At 26.9% G+C, this 18,293-nt stretch carries 15 protein-coding genes, 1 pseudogene, 1 CRISPR repeat array and 1 riboswitch; of the genes and pseudogenes, 12 read left to right on the plus strand and 4 right to left on the minus strand.

The features are described from left to right. Nucleotides 1-2 precede the first annotated feature (2 nt). Nucleotides 3-1,307 (plus strand): TRAP transporter large permease, encoded by a 1,305-nt coding sequence (locus tag FMAG_RS11465; protein ID WP_005886865.1) that lies wholly within the window; start codon nt 3-5, stop codon nt 1,305-1,307. Between the two features lie 48 nt (nt 1,308-1,355). Here the strand turns inward: FMAG_RS11465 and FMAG_RS11470 are convergent. From FMAG_RS11470 to FMAG_RS11480, 3 genes and pseudogenes are all read right to left on the minus strand, one after another. Further along, nucleotides 1,356-2,658: pseudogene (locus FMAG_RS11470) on the minus strand (IS3 family transposase). Between the two features lie 127 nt (nt 2,659-2,785). Continuing rightward, complete coding sequence (locus tag FMAG_RS11475; RefSeq protein WP_005886869.1) at nt 2,786-3,475, minus strand: GntR family transcriptional regulator; 690 nt, start codon at nt 3,473-3,475, stop codon at nt 2,786-2,788. Between the two features lie 17 nt (nt 3,476-3,492). After that, nucleotides 3,493-4,251, minus strand: a complete 759-nt coding sequence (locus tag FMAG_RS11480; protein WP_005886871.1) for an IclR family transcriptional regulator — start codon at nt 4,249-4,251, stop codon at nt 3,493-3,495. A 359-nt stretch (nt 4,252-4,610) separates the two neighbouring features. Between FMAG_RS11480 and FMAG_RS11485 the strand changes: the two genes are divergently transcribed. The 3 genes from FMAG_RS11485 (at nt 4,611) to FMAG_RS11495 (ending at nt 8,652) form a co-directional block, all read left to right on the plus strand. Continuing rightward, nucleotides 4,611-5,804 carry a M20 family metallopeptidase gene (locus FMAG_RS11485; protein WP_005886873.1) on the plus strand — a complete coding sequence of 398 codons (1,194 nt, stop codon included), beginning with the start codon at nt 4,611-4,613 and terminating at the stop codon, nt 5,802-5,804. A gap of 67 nt (nt 5,805-5,871) precedes the next feature. After that, a riboswitch (Lysine riboswitch) is annotated at nt 5,872-6,048 on the plus strand. Nucleotides 6,049-6,162: 114 nt separating this feature from the next. Beyond that, nucleotides 6,163-7,560, plus strand: coding sequence for a YfcC family protein (locus FMAG_RS11490; RefSeq protein ID WP_005886875.1), 1,398 nt, complete (start codon nt 6,163-6,165; stop codon nt 7,558-7,560). A gap of 252 nt (nt 7,561-7,812) precedes the next feature. Beyond that, nucleotides 7,813-8,652, plus strand: a complete 840-nt coding sequence (locus tag FMAG_RS11495; protein ID WP_005886877.1) for a 5'-nucleotidase, lipoprotein e(P4) family — start codon at nt 7,813-7,815, stop codon at nt 8,650-8,652. Between the two features lie 323 nt (nt 8,653-8,975). On the opposite strand, the gene FMAG_RS11500 is transcribed toward FMAG_RS11495, so the two are convergent. Next, nucleotides 8,976-9,809, minus strand: a complete 834-nt coding sequence (locus FMAG_RS11500) for a hypothetical protein (protein ID WP_005886880.1) — start codon at nt 9,807-9,809, stop codon at nt 8,976-8,978. A gap of 140 nt (nt 9,810-9,949) precedes the next feature. On the opposite strand from FMAG_RS11500, the gene cas1 reads away from it, so the two are divergent. The 8 genes from cas1 (at nt 9,950) to csm3 (ending at nt 18,290) form a co-directional block, all read left to right on the plus strand. Then, entirely contained in the window at nt 9,950-10,933 is a 984-nt protein-coding gene (gene cas1, locus FMAG_RS11505) for a CRISPR-associated endonuclease Cas1 (RefSeq protein WP_005886883.1), read from the plus strand. Further along, on the plus strand, nt 10,911-11,201 hold the full coding sequence (gene cas2 / locus FMAG_RS11510) for a CRISPR-associated endonuclease Cas2 (protein WP_005886886.1): 291 nt from the start codon (nt 10,911-10,913) through the stop codon (nt 11,199-11,201). The genes cas1 and cas2 (FMAG_RS11510) overlap by 23 nt, the downstream gene beginning before the upstream one ends. Nucleotides 11,202-11,207: 6 nt before the next feature. Beyond that, a complete protein-coding gene (gene cas2, locus FMAG_RS11515; protein ID WP_005886888.1) occupies nt 11,208-11,492 on the plus strand; it encodes a CRISPR-associated endonuclease Cas2 in 285 nt (94 codons plus the stop codon). Between the two features lie 232 nt (nt 11,493-11,724). Continuing rightward, a CRISPR array of direct repeats spans nt 11,725-12,238; the repeat unit is 37 nt; unit sequence GTTAAAAGATAGGACCAGTAACAATAAGGATTGAAAC. A 120-nt stretch (nt 12,239-12,358) separates the two neighbouring features. Continuing rightward, nucleotides 12,359-14,074, plus strand: coding sequence for a hypothetical protein (locus FMAG_RS11520; protein ID WP_005886890.1), 1,716 nt, complete (start codon nt 12,359-12,361; stop codon nt 14,072-14,074). 8 nt (nt 14,075-14,082) lie between these two features. Then, complete coding sequence (locus FMAG_RS11525) at nt 14,083-14,727, plus strand: CRISPR-associated endonuclease Cas6 (RefSeq protein ID WP_005886892.1); 645 nt, start codon at nt 14,083-14,085, stop codon at nt 14,725-14,727. Further along, the gene (gene cas10, locus FMAG_RS11530) at nt 14,728-17,121 is read left to right on the plus strand and encodes a type III-A CRISPR-associated protein Cas10/Csm1 (protein WP_005886894.1); all 2,394 of its coding nucleotides are present in this window, start codon (nt 14,728-14,730) and stop codon (nt 17,119-17,121) included. It abuts the gene before it with no gap. After that, complete coding sequence (gene csm2, locus FMAG_RS11535; protein WP_005886896.1) at nt 17,114-17,581, plus strand: type III-A CRISPR-associated protein Csm2; 468 nt, start codon at nt 17,114-17,116, stop codon at nt 17,579-17,581. The genes cas10 and csm2 overlap by 8 nt, the downstream gene beginning before the upstream one ends. A gap of 13 nt (nt 17,582-17,594) precedes the next feature. Beyond that, nucleotides 17,595-18,290, plus strand: coding sequence for a type III-A CRISPR-associated RAMP protein Csm3 (csm3, locus tag FMAG_RS11540; RefSeq protein WP_005886898.1), 696 nt, complete (start codon nt 17,595-17,597; stop codon nt 18,288-18,290). The last annotated feature ends 3 nt before the right edge of the window (nt 18,291-18,293 follow it).

Raw genomic sequence — 18,293 nt, forward strand, 5'->3', positions numbered from 1 at the left:
GAATGGTACTTACAACAGCTTTAATAATGTTTATAGTTTTAGTAATAACTTTATTATTAGGATTTCCTATTGCTATTAGTATAGGATTATCTTCAATATTAGCAATATTACCATCATTAGCTTTTGATAATACATTAGTAACAGGAGCTCAAAGAATATTTTCAGGAATTTCAAACTTTACTTTGATAGCTATACCATTTTTCATCCTTGCTGGAAATATAATGAACCAAGGGGGAATAGCTAAGAAGCTTGTATCATTTGCTCAATCATTAACAGGAAGAATACCTGGTTCTCTTATGCAAACAAATATTTTAGCTAATATGATGTTTGGAGCAATATCAGGTTCAGCAACTGCTGCTTGTGCTGCTATGGGAGGAATTTTACTTCCTATGGAAGAGGAACAAGGATATGATAAAAAATTAGGAGCAACAGCAAATATAGCATCAGCTCCAACAGGATTATTAATTCCACCATCAAACTCATTGATAGTATATTCATTAGTAAGTGGAGGAACTTCAGTAGCTGCTCTATTTATGGCAGGATACCTACCTGGAATTTTATGGGGAATAGGATGTATGGCTCTTACTTTATATTTATGTAAAGCTAAAGGAATGAAGGGTACAAATAATTTTAAATTAAAAGTTGTACTAGTAACTTTTATAGATGCTTTACCATCACTTGCACTGATTATTATAGTAATTGGAGGAATTATTAAAGGAATATTTACTCCAACAGAGGGTTCTGTAGTAGCAGTAGTTTATACATTAATTCTTTCAATGTTATTTTATAGAACAATAACTATAAAAGGATTAATTGAAATATTTGCTGAGAGTGCTAAAATGACAGGAATTATAGTATTCCTAATAGGAGTATCTACAATAATGTCTTGGGTAATGGCATTTACAGGTGTACCTCAAGCAATATCAAGTTTAATTTTAGGATTAACAAATAATAAATTCTTAATTCTTTTATTAATGAACTTATTATTACTATTTATAGGAACATTTATGGATGTAACACCAGCAATACTTATATTTACTCCAATATTCTTACCAATAGTTCAATCTTTTGGAATGAGTGCTGTACAATTTGGAATAATAATAGTATTTAACCTATGTATAGGAAATATTACTCCACCAGTTGGAAATACTCTATTTGTTGGAGTAAAAGTTGGAAATTTAAAAATAGAAGATGTAATGGGACAGCTTATAAAATATTATGTAGTAATAATAATAGTACTTATGTTAGTAACTTATATTCCAGCTATTTCAATGTATCTACCAACTATTGGAGGATTTGTAAAATAATAAAAAAAAGGGCTTTTGTAGTGAACCCCTTTTCTTAGACACTATTATTTAATTATTGATTAATAAGGATTGATTCCTGTATTCTGCAGGACTTAATCCTTTTAATTTTACCTTTATCCTTTTATTATTATAATAATCTATATATTCTTCTATTGCTAACTTTAAGTCTTCAATATTTTTGTAATTATTTTCTTCTCCATAAAACATTTCTGATTTCATTATTCCAAAGAAACTTTCCATTAGTCCATTATCTAAACTATTCCCTTTTCTTGACATACTTTGAATTATATTTTTTTCTTCTAATATTTTAGTATAAAAACTATGCTGATATTGCCAACCTTGGTCACTATGAAATATTAATTTTTCTATCTCTTTATTGCTACTAAATGCTTTATCTAACATATCTATTATTTGATTTGAATTAGGAGTTGACGATATACTGTATGAAACTATATATCTTCCGTAAGCATCTAATATTGGAGATAAGTATATTTTATTTCCTCTTAAATTAAATTCTGTTACATCAGTAAACCATTTTTCATTTGGTTTATTTGCTTCAAAATTTCTTTTAATGTGATTATCAGCAATTTTTCCAATAGTTCCTTGATAAGAAGAATATTTCCTTTTTTTACGCGTAATACTATGTAAATTTAATTTATTCATTAGTCTTAAAACTTTCTTATGGTTGATATTTATTCCTTGATTTTTAAGTTCTAATGTAATTCTACGATATCCATATCTCTTTTTATTTTCATAAAATATCTCTTTGATTTTATCAATAATATCTTGATTTTTTAAGTCTTTATCTTCTTTATTTACATAGAAATAGTATGTAGCTCTTGACACTCCAGATATTTCAAGTAATATTTTTAAAGGATATTTGGCTCTAAATTCAGTTATTACTATGGTTTTATCTTCTCTTGTTGTTCCTTTTCCTGAACTAGAGCATTTAACTTTTTTAGGTATTCATTTTCAGTCTTTAAATACAAAATTTCTTTTTCTAAATCTTTAATTTTTTCTTTATTAGTTCTTGTTTTATTATATTTCTTTACCTAGTCATAGTTTTTGGTTTTCTCCCTTTTTTCTTCTCTATGACATTATAGCAGTTTTCTTTGTATTTTTTAATCCAATTTGTTAAAATTCCTGTTGAACTTAATCCAATATCAATTGCGACAGATAAGAGGGATTCATTATTTGTTAATATTCTATTAATAGTTAGCTCTTTAAACTCTTTAGAATAATAACGATTTTTATCATCTCTAAGAATAGAATACCCATGTCTATCTATGAGTCTAATTAAATACTCAATATTGTGAATATTAATATTGAAGTTTAAAGCTAAAGATTTTATAGTTTCCCCATTTCATCTTCTCTCATAAATTTCAATTTTTTGTTCTTTTGTTAATTTAGCCATAAAAAAACTACACCCTCCATCTTAGATGTCTAAGATTTTGGGTGCAGTACATTTTGCCCTTTTTTTATTTGAAATATTCAGGATATTTATCTAAATAATTATTAATTACATGCTTAAATTTTGAAAGATGTTCCGAGATTAAATTGTCAATATTTTCAGTTGTTTTATTTTTTATAATATCAATAATATCATGATGTTGTTCATAAGTTTTAGTGGCACTAAACTTTTCTAGTGCATCAATAAGTCTAAGTCTATCATAATGTGTAGCTAATCTTTTTACACTTTTCCAAACATTTTTTTTATTATAATAATAAAAAATTAAAGCATGCAACTCATTATCTAAGTCAAAAAATTTATGTAAGTCTTCTTCAAAATCAATTATAATTTTTTGATAAGCTAGATTTTTTTCTAACTCTCTAATTAACTCTTTAGAATTTTTATCAGAGCAAGCCAATTTTAAAATCTCTTTTTCACAAAGCGCTCTTAAAAAAACAGCCTCATCAACTAAATTTAAATCTATCTTAGAAACAAAGGATCCTTTTTGTGGAAAAACATCTATAAGTTTTTCTTCAGATAATCTAACAATAGCTTCTCTTACAGGGGTACGACTTACATTAAGTTGATTTCCTAACTCTACTTCACTAATACATTCTCCAGGTTTTAGATTGAGAGTCATAATATTTTCTTTAATAACTCTATAGATAAACTCTCGATTATTTTCATTTTTCTTTTTAGTGGTATTTTCTAATAACATATTTTCTTTTCACCTTTTTAATTTATAAAATATTCTAATCTTTTTGAGATTTCTTCACAAGTTTTCTGCATCTCTTTAACTAAGAATTTCGATTTTTCATCTGTTAAATCATCAGGAAAACAAGGACAACTAATAGCAGCTATAATTCTATTTTTTTTATCTAATATTGGAACTGCGACAGCTTTAATATTTTTTGAGTGTTCCATATTATCATAAGAAACTTTTTGTATATTAATTTTAAGTAATTCTTCTTTTAACTTTTCTCTGTCTGTTATGGTATTATCAGTATATTTTGGGAGAGTTTTAGTAAGGAGTTTATTTAATTTGCTTTCACTAAGTTGACAAATAAGAAGCTTACTAGCTGCTCCAGCATGAAGTGGAAAAATAGCATTTTCTGCTACAGATACTTTTATTAAATCACTACTTTCAACAGTAGCAATACTTCTAATTTTATCATTATCAAGAACACTTAATTTAAATGTTTCTTTAAATTTTAAAGATAATTCTTCAAGATATGGATGAGTTATATTCTTAATAAGAGTATATTTTTCATATCTATTAGAGAAAAAGTAAAATTTTTCTCCTAAAGTGTACTCTTTATCTTGATAATTGAGATACTTTAAGTTAGTAAGTACTTCTAAAAGTCTATTGACAGTTGCCTTAGGAAGATTTAAATCTTTAGAAATAGAACTTTGAGTAGCTGAATATTTATAGTAAAGATAGTTAAAAATTTTATCTGCTTTATCAATAGCAGGAACTTTTGATTTTTCTTCCAAGATGACTCCCTCCCTGTATCTTTTTTACCCTTCCATTTTTATTTTTTATGTGGTATAATATAGAAAAGATATAAGGGAAACAATAACCCACAAGGGTTGAGGGTAACTCTTAAAGAGCTATTTTGATAGTAAACTCAAAACGTCTAACTTTAACTACTATCTTAAAATAATTCTTCATAAGTTAAACCCCCTTTCTTGCAAGAATTAAGGTTTCCCTTATATATTTATTATATCATAGTAGAATTGTTATATCAAGAATTAGAGAGGATTTTCTAGTTCTTTTTTATTTTTTGAACTTGTTGACAGTAAAAAATCTTTATGCTAGTATAGTAGAAAATATTAAAAAGTTGGAGGAAAAGATGGAGTTAAAAAAAGAATTATACAAGATAGAGGATGAGTTAAAAAAGGAGATAGAAGGAGTATCTGATTATATTTTTAAAAATCCAGAATTAGGAAATGAGGAGTATAAGGCAGTAGAATTTTTAATAAAAGAGTTAGAAAAAAATAATTTTAGAGTAGAAAAAAATTATTGTGGAATGGAAACAGCTTTTAGAGCTGAGATAGGAGAAGGATCTCCTAAGATAGCTTTTCTAGCTGAGTATGATGCTCTACCTGGATATGGAGTAGAGAAGAAACCAGGACATGCTTGTGGGCACAACTGGATAGCAGCTAGTACATATGGAACAGCTCTTGTATTATCAAAAATGTTGGATAAATTTAATGGAACAATAGTATTTATAGGAACACCAGCAGAGGAAACAGTAGGAGGAAAAGTTCCTATGGTAGAGAGTGGAACTTTTAATGATGTAGATGTAGTATTTCAGATGCATTTAGAATCTCAGAATAATATAGCTTGTAAAACTTTGGCAATAGATTGTATAAAATTTCAATTTAAAGGAAGGGCAAGTCATGCAGCTGCTCATCCAGAAGATGGAATTAACGCACTTGATGCTATAAATCTAATGTATGCAGGAATAGGTTGTTTAAGACAACACATTACTTCTGATGCCAGAATACATGGAATAATAACTCATGGTGGAGATGCTCCGAATACTGTCCCAGATTTGACAGAGGCAAGATTTCACATTAGAGCAAATAATAGGGAGTACCTAAATAATTTAACAGAGAAAGTAATAAATATAGCTAAAGGTGCTAGTATGATGACAGGAACAGAGATGAGTTGGGAGAAATTTGAAAATTCTTTTGATAATTTAGTAAACTTAAAATCCCTTCAAGAGTTAATGAAAAAAAATCTATTAGAAGTAGGAATAAAAAATATTCAAGATGAGGGAAAAGGAGCTACTGGTTCATCAGATATTGGGAATGTAAGTCAGGTATGTCCAACAATGTATACAGAAGTGGCATTAGAGATAGAAGAAGTTTGTCATGTACATGATGAAGCTTATTTAAAATATGTAAATTCAAAAGAAGCTTATGATAAATTACATAGAGGAGTAAAAGCTATGGGAGGTTCTGCTCTTGAAATTTTAACTAATAAGGAATTGTTAGAGAAAATAAAAAAAGAGTGGAGAGAATTAAAAAATATAAAATAATAATAAAATTATATATAATATATATTTTACAAAAGAAGAAAAGGGGAGTAAAATAAACACAATAAAAAAAGCCGATAGAGGAGCAAATGACAAGAGTAGGATTGTGGAGTTTTGCAAACGACGAAACAATTTGAAAGGGGATTTTGCCGAAATGGAAAAGAAGCTAAACTTTTCTGTTGGCAATATGAATAATATTCATATTGCTGTCATTGATAAAAAAGGTCAGTGGAGAGCTATCTGTGTGTCATTTTACATATGTTTTTTCTTACATTGTAAATTTATGCCGCAGTTTATATCCGAGACTGTGGCTTTTTTTATTATCAATCACTATATAAAAACACTTTGGGAGGAATTTACAATGGAACAAAGAAAAAGATTTTCAATGCCACACACTTATGTACTAATAGGAATGATATTAGTAATTTTAACAGGACTTACTTATTTAGTCCCATCTGGGAGTTATCAAAGAGCAGTTGACCCAGTTTTAAATAGAACTATGGTAGTAGCTAACTCATTTGAATATGTAGCACAAACTCCAGTTTCTATATTTAGAATGTTTAAAGCTATAATAGATGGGTTAGTATCAACATCTGATATAATATTTTTTATCTTCTTTGCTTATGGATATATTAATATGTTGATAAGTACAGGAGCTTTTTATGGGGGACTAGGAACTGTAATAAAAAGATTTAATGGAAGAGAAACATTGATATTTCCAATATTTATGGTAATATTTGGAATTTGTGGTTCTACATTTGGATTATATGAAGAAACTTATGGATTACTTCCTGCTTTTATGGGAATATCTGTGGCTTTAGGATATGATGCTCTAGTTGGAGGAGCTGCTGTAATAGTAGGAACAGCTACTGGATTTGCTGCTGCTACTCTTAATCCTTTTACTATAGGAATAGCTCAAGGAATAGCAGAAGTACCTATTGGTTCAGGAATTGGACTTAGAACAATAGCTTTTATAGTTTTCCAAGCAACTGCTATAATATATGTTATGATGTATGCTAGAAAAGTGAAATTAAATCCTGAGAAATCAATAGTAAAAGATGTTAAATTTAATTTTTCTAACGGAATGACTAGAGATGAATTAGAAGGATTACCTTTTACAAATAAGCATAAATTAATAATGGGATTATTTTTAATCACTATTGGAATTTTAGTATATGGAACTACCCATTATGGTTGGTATTTAAATGAATTATCTACTTTATTCTTTATAATGATGTTAATAACAGGATTAATTGGTGGATATAATTTTAGTCAGATATCTCAACATTTTATTACTTCAACTTCTGATGTGTTATTTGGAGCTTTTGCTGTAGGAGTAGCTAGAGCCTTAACAATAGTAATGGAAGATGGACAAATAATAGATACAATTATAAATAGTATGGCTGCTACTTTATCTACTCTACCAAAATCAATAGCAGCAGTAGGAATGGTAGTAGTTCAAAATATGATAAATTTCTTTATTCCATCTGGTTCAGGGCAAGCAGCTACATCTATGCCTATTATGGCACCATTAGCTGATGCTATTGGACTTACTAGACAGACAGCTGTATTGGCTTTCCAATTTGGAGATGGATTCTCAAATCTATTTTGGCCAACATCAGCAGCTACTATGTGTGGACTTATGAGTTTACCAATCAATAAATGGTATAAATTTATAACTCCATTATTCTTAATTATGTTTGGATTACAAGTTATATTTATAATAATAGCAGTGGCTATTAATTATGGACCATTTTAATAGAAAAGCATAATAAAACTTAAAAATAAAAAAGCAAATAGAATAAATAGAGCAAGTTAGTAAAAGTAAAATATAAAAAACAAAATAAATTAAAGATTTAATATTTATGTTTTTTATTGAGTTAAGCTATACTTGCTCTTTTATTTTTAATAAAATTATTTTGAATTATTTTGTGTGTTTTCAATAAAATATTTGCTTTTTTTAGATAACTAATGTATAATTTAGACAAGTCAAAAGCATAGGAGGAATATGATGAAAAACAAAAAACTTTTATCATTGTTAGCAATATCTATAACAATTTTAACTATGACAGGATGTAGCAATTTATATGAGAAAAAAGATGAAAAAGTAGTTCTTACTTATGATGAATTAGCTGCTAGAGAAAATATGATGGGAACAAATTGGTATCAAACTTCTGGAGAAGCTAAAGCACTATATTTACAAGGATATAATGTAGCTACTCAGAGATTAAAAGAGTACTTAAAAGTTCCCCACAGTAAACCATATTCAATAGTTTTAGATTTAGATGAAACTGTAGTAGATAATAGTCCATACCAAGCTGAAAATATTTTAAGAGGAAGAGGATATGATACAGAGTCTTGGGATGAATGGGTACAGATGAAAAAAGCTAAGGCTGTTCCAGGAGCAAAGGAATTTTTACAATTTGCAGATAAAAATGGTGTAAAAATATACTATATTTCTGATAGAGCAGAAAGTCAATTAGAAGCTACTATTGAAAATTTAAAAGCTGAGGGTATACCAGTGCAAGGTGAAGATAGTGTACTATTAAAAAATAAAGAGGATAAGAGTGGAAAGGTTAATCGTCGTGAATATGTAAAAAAACATACTCAATTAATTATGCTTTTTGGAGATAACTTATCAGATTTTGATGTATTCTCTTCTAAGTCAATAGATGAAAGAGATAATAAAGTAGAAGAATTAGCAAAGGAGTTTGGAGATAGATTTATAATCTTCCCTAACCCTATGTATGGAGCATTTGAAAGTGCTATATATGGAGGAAAATTCCCACAAGCTAAAGAGAAAGTAGAAATAAGAGAGAGTACTTTAAAAAGTTATAAATCTCTTAATTAAAATTATAAAATAGAATTAATAAAAAGAGAAGAAGGAGTGATATAATTTAGGAGATTATAACACTCTTCTTCTTTTTTTTATGTTTAATGGTTATAGAGTAAAAACAGCTTGAAAAAGTAGAAAAATACTAATTTTTACCTAAAAAGTTAACTAATATAGTTAATTAAAAAATGATTTATAAATTTATATGACTACAAGTACCATAAATACTGAGTTTGAATCAAGGTTTAAAACCAGTCTTAAAAAACTGAAAAATATTAGTCATATAATTAATAAAAAGAATAAAATTACAGGTGTATAAAACGATTTTATGAGGTCATTTTTTAAAGTGGAATTATTAAATATAGAGATTTTATTAGATTCTTTTCATTTTCATCAAGAAGTGAGTTATTTATGACCTTTAAAGCAATATTTTTATAAAGATTTTTATCTTTATGAAGATATAGTACCTCAGATAGTTTATTTTGTAGTTTGCCATCTATTCCATTAGGAAGAAGAAAAATTTCAATTAAAGAGTAATAAAGATAAGAAGATTGATTTATACTGATATCTCTATGTAAAATTTTACAAATAAAATTTATATAGTCTTTTAAAAAAGTTCTTTTGATAACTGGATATCTTTGATAACTTGTAATTTTCCCAATGGATAAAAAACAGTATTCTCTTTGAGTAAAATCTTTTTTTATAATAGAGAAAAGAATAGAAAGAGAACTCTTTCCACCAATATTTCCCATTAAGATAATAAATTCTTTTAAATAAGTATCAAAGATAGGTTTATTTTTAAAAGTTAAAATTTTTTCTTCAATCTTATTTGTAAAAAACTTTGCAAGAATTTTTATAAGATAATGAATGTGAGGATAATAGGTAGAAGAATAGATAAAATTATCAAAAAATTTAAAAATAAACTGCAAAATATTTTCTTGAATATTTTTTATAGAGTTTATTTGAGAAAGAAGATAAATATATCTATAATTAGAAAAAGAAACAGTAAAATTTAGTTGTTTAAAAATAATTTCATCTAAATTTAAAATATTTTTAGAAAGTAGAAGAGAGTTTTCCAATGATTTAAATTTTTTTACTATTTCCATTTTATTTTTTACCAAGCTTATATGAGGATATTTATTGTAGTAATAATTTAATTCCAAAAAAATTTCCATGATAATCACCTTTTATTTTTATTTTAACAAGTATAAATTACTAAAATTTTTTAAAATCTAAAAAGGTAATTTTTAGAAAAAAGGTATTTTAAAAAGAGTATAATTAAGGTAAATAAATTTTTTAATAGGAGATGGTATTAATGGATTTATTTGTACAAAAAAATGGAAGTAAGATATATAGAGAAAAAGAGTATTTTGTTGTAGAAAGAAAAGAAGAGGGAAAGGAGTATTTTTCATATAATCTTATTGATAATATTATAATACAAGAGGGGAATCAATTAACAAGTGATTTTCTTTTAGAGATTATAGAAAAAGATATTCCATTGTATCTTGGGGATAAGTATGGAAATATTAGAGGAAAATTTACTCCAATAACCTATAATACCAATAGCAATATAAGAGAAAGACAATATCAACTTTGGATAAGAGAGTATGGAAAAGAATTAGGAAAATCTTGGATAATGGAAAAAATAGAGAATCAAAAGAAACATATACAGAAAATTTATTCGAGACGAGGAGTGTTGGATAAATTTTTAGAGATAGAGAGAAAATTTGATGAGAATATTACAAAAATAAAAAATATTACTTGGAATGATAAGGATTTTGAAAATAGAGTGATGGGATATGAAGGTAGGAGTAGTATTTTGTACTATGAAGAGATAAAAAAATTTTTACCAGAAAATTGGAGTTTTACAAAAAGAGAGACACAGGGAGCGAAAGAACCTTATAACATTGTATTAAATTATGCTTTTGGTATATTGTATTTTAAATTAGAAAGATATTTAACTTTAGCTGGCTTAGATATACAATTAGGAATTATCCATTCCAATAATAATAAAAGTAATTCTTTAATTTTTGATTTTATTGAACCTTTTAGAATATTAGCTTGGGAATGTGCTTTTTCACTTTTTAGTAAAAAAGAATTAAATAAAAATTATTTTAATCTTAATGAAGGTAAGATTGAATTAGAAGGGAAAAGAGTGATAGCTAAAGATTTATATAATAGATTGAAAAATATAGTAGAGTATAATGGAAAAAAGATGAGCTATGAAGAGAAGATTGAAAAAAGAGCTAAAGAACTTGTAAAGGAATTGATGAAAAATGAAATATATAGTAAGTTATGATATTTCAGTTGGAAAAATTAGAAAAGAGTTTAGTGATTTTTTAAAAAGCGAGGGATTTATTAGGATACAAAAGTCTGTATTTTTAGGAAAAATAAATAAGAAATATATGTATAAAAGATTTAGAGATTGGATAGAAAAAATAGATAAGATAGAAGATTCGATTATAGTTTTTCCTCTATGTGATTTAGATTTTGAAGAATCTTATTTTTTAGGAATAACTTTTGATATAAAAGATATTGAAAAGTTTGAAAATATGTTTATAATGTGAGGAAGTATGAAAGTTATAATAGCTTATGATATAATAGAAAATGGAGTGAGAAATAGAATAATAGAAGTTTTATTAGAAGAAGGAATGATGAGAATACAAAAATCTGTATTTTTTGGAGAAATCAATGAGAAAAAAATAAAAAAATTAGTTAAAAGAGTAGAAGGAATAATTGATAAGGAGATAGATTCATTATATTTTTTTAAATTATGTGAGAAGGATTTCTCTAAGGTAAATTATTTTGGAAAAAATATAGAGTTTCATTTTTTTAATAAAGATTTTTTTATAATATGATATTGATTTTATTTTTGAAATAGAGTAGAATATAGAAAACGGAATGAGAGGAAAAAAGATAAAATACCTTTCAACTCCTTTTAAATAGAGAGCTAGGAAAGACGAAATGGATATAAAAAATAGAAGTTTTTAGATGGAAAAGTGGTAAAAACTAGTAAAAAAGAGTAAAAATTAACGAAAGAAAAAAGAGTTAGAAGTAAGGAAAAAAGATAGATTGAGTTAAAAATATAGGGTTAAAAGATAGGACCAGTAACAATAAGGATTGAAACAAACTAATATTTCAGTTCTCATTATACCCCCTTATCGTTTTAAGTTAAAAGATAGGACCAGTAACAATAAGGATTGAAACTTTGATTTTCTAGCTTTTTTACACTCATAGCACTTACCACAGTTAAAAGATAGGACCAGTAACAATAAGGATTGAAACTTTTTTACCTCTTAATTCAATTTTTAATATTTTTAAGTTAAAAGATAGGACCAGTAACAATAAGGATTGAAACCTAAATTATTTGTTTTTCCACCTTGAATTTTAGTTGTTTTTTGTTAAAAGATAGGACCAGTAACAATAAGGATTGAAACTTTATTAATTTAAAGGGTTACGGCTCTCTGGCTCGAGTTTCCTTATAAGTTAAAAGATAGGACCAGTAACAATAAGGATTGAAACTCCTAAATGCAATTCTATTCCTAATTGCATAATAAAGCTATTTAAGTTAAAAGATAGGACCAGTAACAATAAGGATAGTCAAAACTGATTAGTATAAGTAAACTAGTCAGTTTTTTATTTTTTGTAAAAAAAGTAATTTTCTCTATGAAAAAGTAATTGTAATATGATATGATAATAATATAAAATAAATAGAGGGAAACCAATGAAAAAATATGAAGTGGCAAATAGTTTAAAAAGTTTTTTAGGAAAAGAGAATAATAAAATACTTCTAAAGTATTCCTTAGAGGAAAAACTTTCTGATGAGGAAAAAACTGAGTTAGAAAAGATTTATTTAGAAAATTTACAAAAGCAGAGGAAAAGAATAGCAAATAAGATAAAATTAGAAAATATAGAGATACTAATTTCTTATGTAAGTTATTCCTATTCTGAAAATGAAAAAATATATTTTGAAAATATTCTGGAGAAAAATTTAAGAATATTTCCAAATATAAAATGCTTTCTTTTAATTTATTCTAAAGAAACAGAGGAGATATTTAAAAAAACAAAAGTAAAGTTTAAAAATGTAGATGTTAATGGAATATTATTAGAAGAGGTAACAAGCGCTCATATTCAAAGTAATATACAAAAGTATATTAGCAAGTTTAAACCAAATAAAAATAACTCAATTATAGATATAACCTTAGGAATGAAAATAATTACAGTATATCTATATAAACTAGCAGTAGAAAGAGGGATTTTTTCTATCAATTGGCAGGAGAGTCAAATTCCTAAATATATTTATTGTGAGAAGCAAGATGAATATATAAAAGATATAGGAATGAGAAGATATCCTTTTAATACCAAACTTGAATTAATGATAGAGCCAGAAAAAGAGAATATAAAAATATATGAGTATATAAATAAATCTTTAAAGAAATTTGAGTTTTCTGCTACAGAATCTTATTATAATCAGATAGGTAATAGTGGAATGGAAAACTTTTATAGAGAGTTATCTAAGATTTTTTCTTTTCAGAATATGTTGAGTTTAGATGGAGAAAATTTTTATTCTCAAATGGAAAATTTTTTTATAAAATTAAGTGAAAATAGAGAGTTATCAAGAGAAAATATATTAAAGTTAAAACCATTTTTAAGTAATTTGTTATCCCTTATTTTATTTGAAAGCAGTGAGGAAAACATAGAGACTAGAAGTTTTTTCTGGTTAGATAGATTCCTTACAAAATTTCAGATAAAGAGTGATGAGTTACTTGAGAATGGTTTTTTGTCTGAATATAGAGAGAAGATATATTATTTTTTTATTTTGAAGTACTTTGAGAGTAAAAAAGAAGAGGAAAATAGTTACTACTATGAAAAATTCATAAAGGATTTAAGAAAAAATATTCTTAAAGAGTTGAGAGTTGATGAGAAAGAGGGAAAAGATTTCTTAAGAGATGGAAATATATTTGAACTTTTAGATATTGATATAGAAGATATAGTAGAAAATTTAAATCCTAGTATTTCTTTAACTGAGAGTATAAAAGGGGATTTCTATTTTGAGAATAAAGTCCTCTATATTGAGAAATATAATCTTAAAATAGATTGTGAAAAAGATGAAAGAATAAATTTTATAAATAATAAAGGAGCAGATATTTTAAGAGAGTTAATGAAAAACTATACTGTTACTTTTGGAGGAAGAGAACTTTTTGAAAGATTAGCTAAATATAAAAATGATGAGAGTGAATTGGCAAGAAGTAATAGATTTAGAAAAAATTTAACAGTATTGAAAAATAAAGCTAAAGATTTTAATAATCATTTGAAAGAGATAGGAAGAGAGGAAGGAATAGAGTTAGGAGAGTTGATACTTTATCAAAAAATTGAGGAAAAGGAGAGTAACTATTCACATCAATTTCAAATAAATCCTAAATTCTATACACTAGTCTAGGGGGAGTAATGAAATTAGTAAAGATAATACTAAAAAGTAATGAAAAATTTGAAAATAGAGATGCAGAGAAATTAAGAGGGTATTTTGGAAGATTATTTCAAGAAAATATACTTTTCCATAATCATAAAGATGATTATAATTTCAATTATGATTTTTCATTTATACAGTATAAAGTAAAGAATGGGGAATTTTTAATAGTTGGAATAGATAAGGGAGGAGATATTCTTTTAGAGAAGATAGAAGATATAAGAGAGATAGTTATAGAAGATAGAAAAATAGAGATAACTCCAGAAATAAATATCTCTTTTCCTCAGTTGAAAGTAGATGATGAGAAAAAATATAGATATAGATTTGAGACAATATGGTTAGCTCTCAATGATAAAAACTTTTTGAGATATAAAGTTGGAGAGTTTGATTTAAATAAGCAGTTGGCAAATAATATCTTAGAATTTTTTAAAATGTGTGGAATTAGAGTAGAAAAAAGAGTAGAGGTAGTAGGAGAGTTTCAAGAGCTTAAACTTAGACAAAAAGATACTACTATCTTGGGATTTGTAGGAGAGTTTGTAACAAATGCCTATCTTCCAGATAATATATCTCTAGGGAAAAGAAAGAGTATAGGTATGGGTAGAATAAAAAGGAAAGGGGAGGTTTAGATGGTAAGGTTACAAGATGATAAAGAGAGAGTTATCTTAGGTGGATTACTACATGATATAGGGAAATTTATAGGTAGAAGTGAAAAATATATGTCTCAATGTCATATAGGAAAGAAACATCCACATCTTTCTTGGTGGTTTATAAAATTTTTAGAAGAGAAAAAAGTAATAGAAGAGGATAGAGTTTTAGAAGAGTTGGTTTTAAAACACCACGAGGGGAACTTTTTTTCAGAAGATATAAATGTAGCAGGATTGGAAGATAAGTATCTAAGAAGATTAGCATATATAGTAGCAAGAGCTGACAACTATTCTTCAGCAGAGAGAAATGAAGATGAGATGAAAATGAGACCTTTTACAAAGGTACCTCTAGATTCTATTTTTGGAAATATAGATATAGGAAGAGGGAAGGATAGAGAGAGTAAAAAAAGATATAAGTTAAAAGAGTTTTTATTTGGAAATATTTTTCCTATGGAGTTTGAAGAAAACTCTCAAGAGGAACTAAATCTTTTAATAGAAAAATTTTTAAAAGAGGTAGAGAAGATAGAGACAGAGAGTTTTAAAGTGTTGTACACCACTCTATTAGAATTGATAAGAAAATACTGTTGGAGTATACCGTCAGATACTCAAAAAGAGATTTGTGATTTATCACTATATGACCACTTAAAAACTACTTCGGCTATATCTTTGGCAACTTATAATTATGTTAAAGATCTAAGGGGAAGTATAGAAAAGGCAACAGATGCTGATATAAAAAATGCTAAATTAAAAGATTATTTTCTTTTAATAGCTGGAGATATATCTGGTATTCAGAACTATATTTTTAATCTAGAGAGTACAGAAGGAGCAGGAAAAAGAATAAGATTTCGTTCTTTCTTTATAAAAATTTTTACTAATATGATAGCTTACAAAATAATAGAAGAATTAGACTTAGAAGTTGGAAATATAATAATCTCATCAAGTGGAAAATTCTATATCTTAGCTCAAAATACCCAAGTAACTAGAGAAAAAATTTCTAAATTAAAAAATGAGATTAATAGAGAGTTGTATCAAAAATATTATGGAGAAATTTTCTTCAATATAGAGTATCTAGCTCTTACTGGAGATGATTTAGGATTAAAATTTAGTAAAAAATATGCTGAAATAAATGATTTATTAGCAGAGGGAAAAAGATTAAAATTTTTAAAAGAGGTAGTAGAGTTACCAGTATTAGATGAAGAAATTAATGAGATGAAGAGTGTACAACAGTGTAAAATCTGTGGAAAAAGATTGGTAGAGAAAGGTAATATATGTGAGTATTGTTTGAAAGATTTTCAACTGGGAGAGTTATTACCAAAACTAAGAAAAGTAGCCTTTTATAAAGGGGATAGTGATGTAGTTGGAGATATAGAGATATTAGGAGTAAAGTGTAAATTATATAAAGATGAGGAAATAGAGGGAAAACCATTTTTAGTACAAGAGTATGAAGAGGATATAAGAGGAGATTATCCTTGGGTAAGAGAGTATTACGGTGGATATACTCCTATTGATTCAAAAGGGAACTCTATATCTTTTGAAGAGATAGCTCAATTGTCATCTTCTAAAAATTTAGGAATACTTAAGGGAGATGTAGATAATTTAGGGCTTATAATGGCTTATGGATTAAAGATAGATGATGTAGATGGAGAGGAGAAAAAAGTAAAAGATATAACTTCTATATCAAGAGTAGCCACAGTGAGTAGAATGTTTGATAGTTTTTTCTCATATTGGTTGAAAGAGAAAATAAAATATGAAAATGAAAGCTATATAGTTTATTCTGGGGGAGATGATTTTATGATAGTAGGAGCTTGGGATAAATTAATTGATACAGCTAAAGAGATAAGAGAGAGTTTTAGAAAGTTTGTAAGAGATAATGAAAACATTACTCTTACTTGTGGAGTAGTTCTTACTAAAGCAAAAGCTCCTTTGTTTTATGGGGTAAAAACTGTACAGGAAGCAGAAGAATTTGGAAAAAATTCTGGAAAGAATGGAATAGTTCTATTTGATACCTATATACCTTGGGATAGATTTTATGAGGTAGATAGAGTAATCAATTTTATAGATGAGAATATGAAGAGTGGCTTGTTTAGTCAGAGCTTTGTATATAGACTTTTAAGATATACAGAGATGGCTAGAAAATATAGTGAAAGTAAAAATGGAAAATATTTAAAATATATTTCAGATTTTACTTATGATATAGGTAGAAATATTAGCAAGAAATTAAAAAATCCTAGTAGTGATGAAAGAATTATCTTTTTAAGTAGATATTTTGGAATGGAATCTATACAATCTAGAGAGAAACAAAGGTTTTTATCTGAGTATATGAAAGTAGTATTAAACTATGTAGTAAGAAAAAATAGGGGAGGTTCAGATGTTTAATAATAAGGGATTTGATAATAGAAGTAGAGGAAATAGTAGAGGTTATGATAATCCAGAGCCAGTAGTTTTTGAATTTTCAAAATTAGGGTTTCTTGACAATAAGGGAAATTTAAGAGAAGAGTTAATGACAACAGAAGCTGAAAATATAGCAAAAAGTTTTGAGAGAGTGAGTACAGCTCAGCTTAGAGCTTTCTTTAATGAGATAAAAGCTCTAAAAAATAGATTAGAAAATAATGATAATAATGAGCATTTTGAAAGAATTTATCCATTTATTTTAATGATAAAGTCAAAAGTTCAATATAGAATAGCTAAAGATAAAAAATTAGAACCATTAAAAAATTTCCTTTATGCTGGAATAGAGGAGATACAGAAACAGAATAAAGTTGGAAAAGGAAAGGAAGCTTTTGAAAATTTTGCAATATTTTTTGAAACAATAGTAGGATATGCATATAAAGGATAGGGGGTAAAGAGTTATGAGATTAAAGAGTATAAAAAAGATAGATGGAATAATAGAGTTACTTACTGGAACAAGAGTGGGAGGAAGTTCTGATACGATAGAGATAGGTGGAAATGACTCTCCAATAGTTAGAAATCCATTGAATAATGAGTCATATATTCCTGGTTCTTCTCTAAAAGGAAAGATGAGAATGTTTATGGAATGGGTAGAGGGAAAAATAGATGAAAATGGAAATGTACATAGTTGTACAACACCAGAATGTCCAATATGTAGAGTCTTTGGAAGAGGAGCAGGAGATAGTGAGATAGCAAAATCAGGACCTACTAGAATTTCAGTAAAAGATGCATATTTAACTGAAGAGAGTAGAGAGATATTAGAAAAGTTAAGAGAAAAAGTCGGATTTGATACAGAGTGGAAATATGAGAATAATATCAACAGACTTACTTCAAAGGCAACTCCTAGAAATTCAGAAAGAATACCAGCAGGAATAAAGTTTGAATTTTCAATTTCATATAAAGTATTTGATATGAATGACAATGGAAAATTAGATGAAGAACTTTTTGAAAAAGTTGTACTAAAAGGATTGAAAACTTTATTAATTGAGGGAATTGGTGGAGGAGTATCTCGTGGAAATGGACAGATAAGATTTGTAAAGCTAGATGTAGATGGAGAGTCTTATATAGATAAGATAGAAAATATTTCTATTAGATAGGAG

Source organism: Fusobacterium mortiferum ATCC 9817 (genome assembly GCF_000158195.2).
Taxonomy (GTDB): domain Bacteria; phylum Fusobacteriota; class Fusobacteriia; order Fusobacteriales; family Fusobacteriaceae; genus Fusobacterium_A; species Fusobacterium_A mortiferum.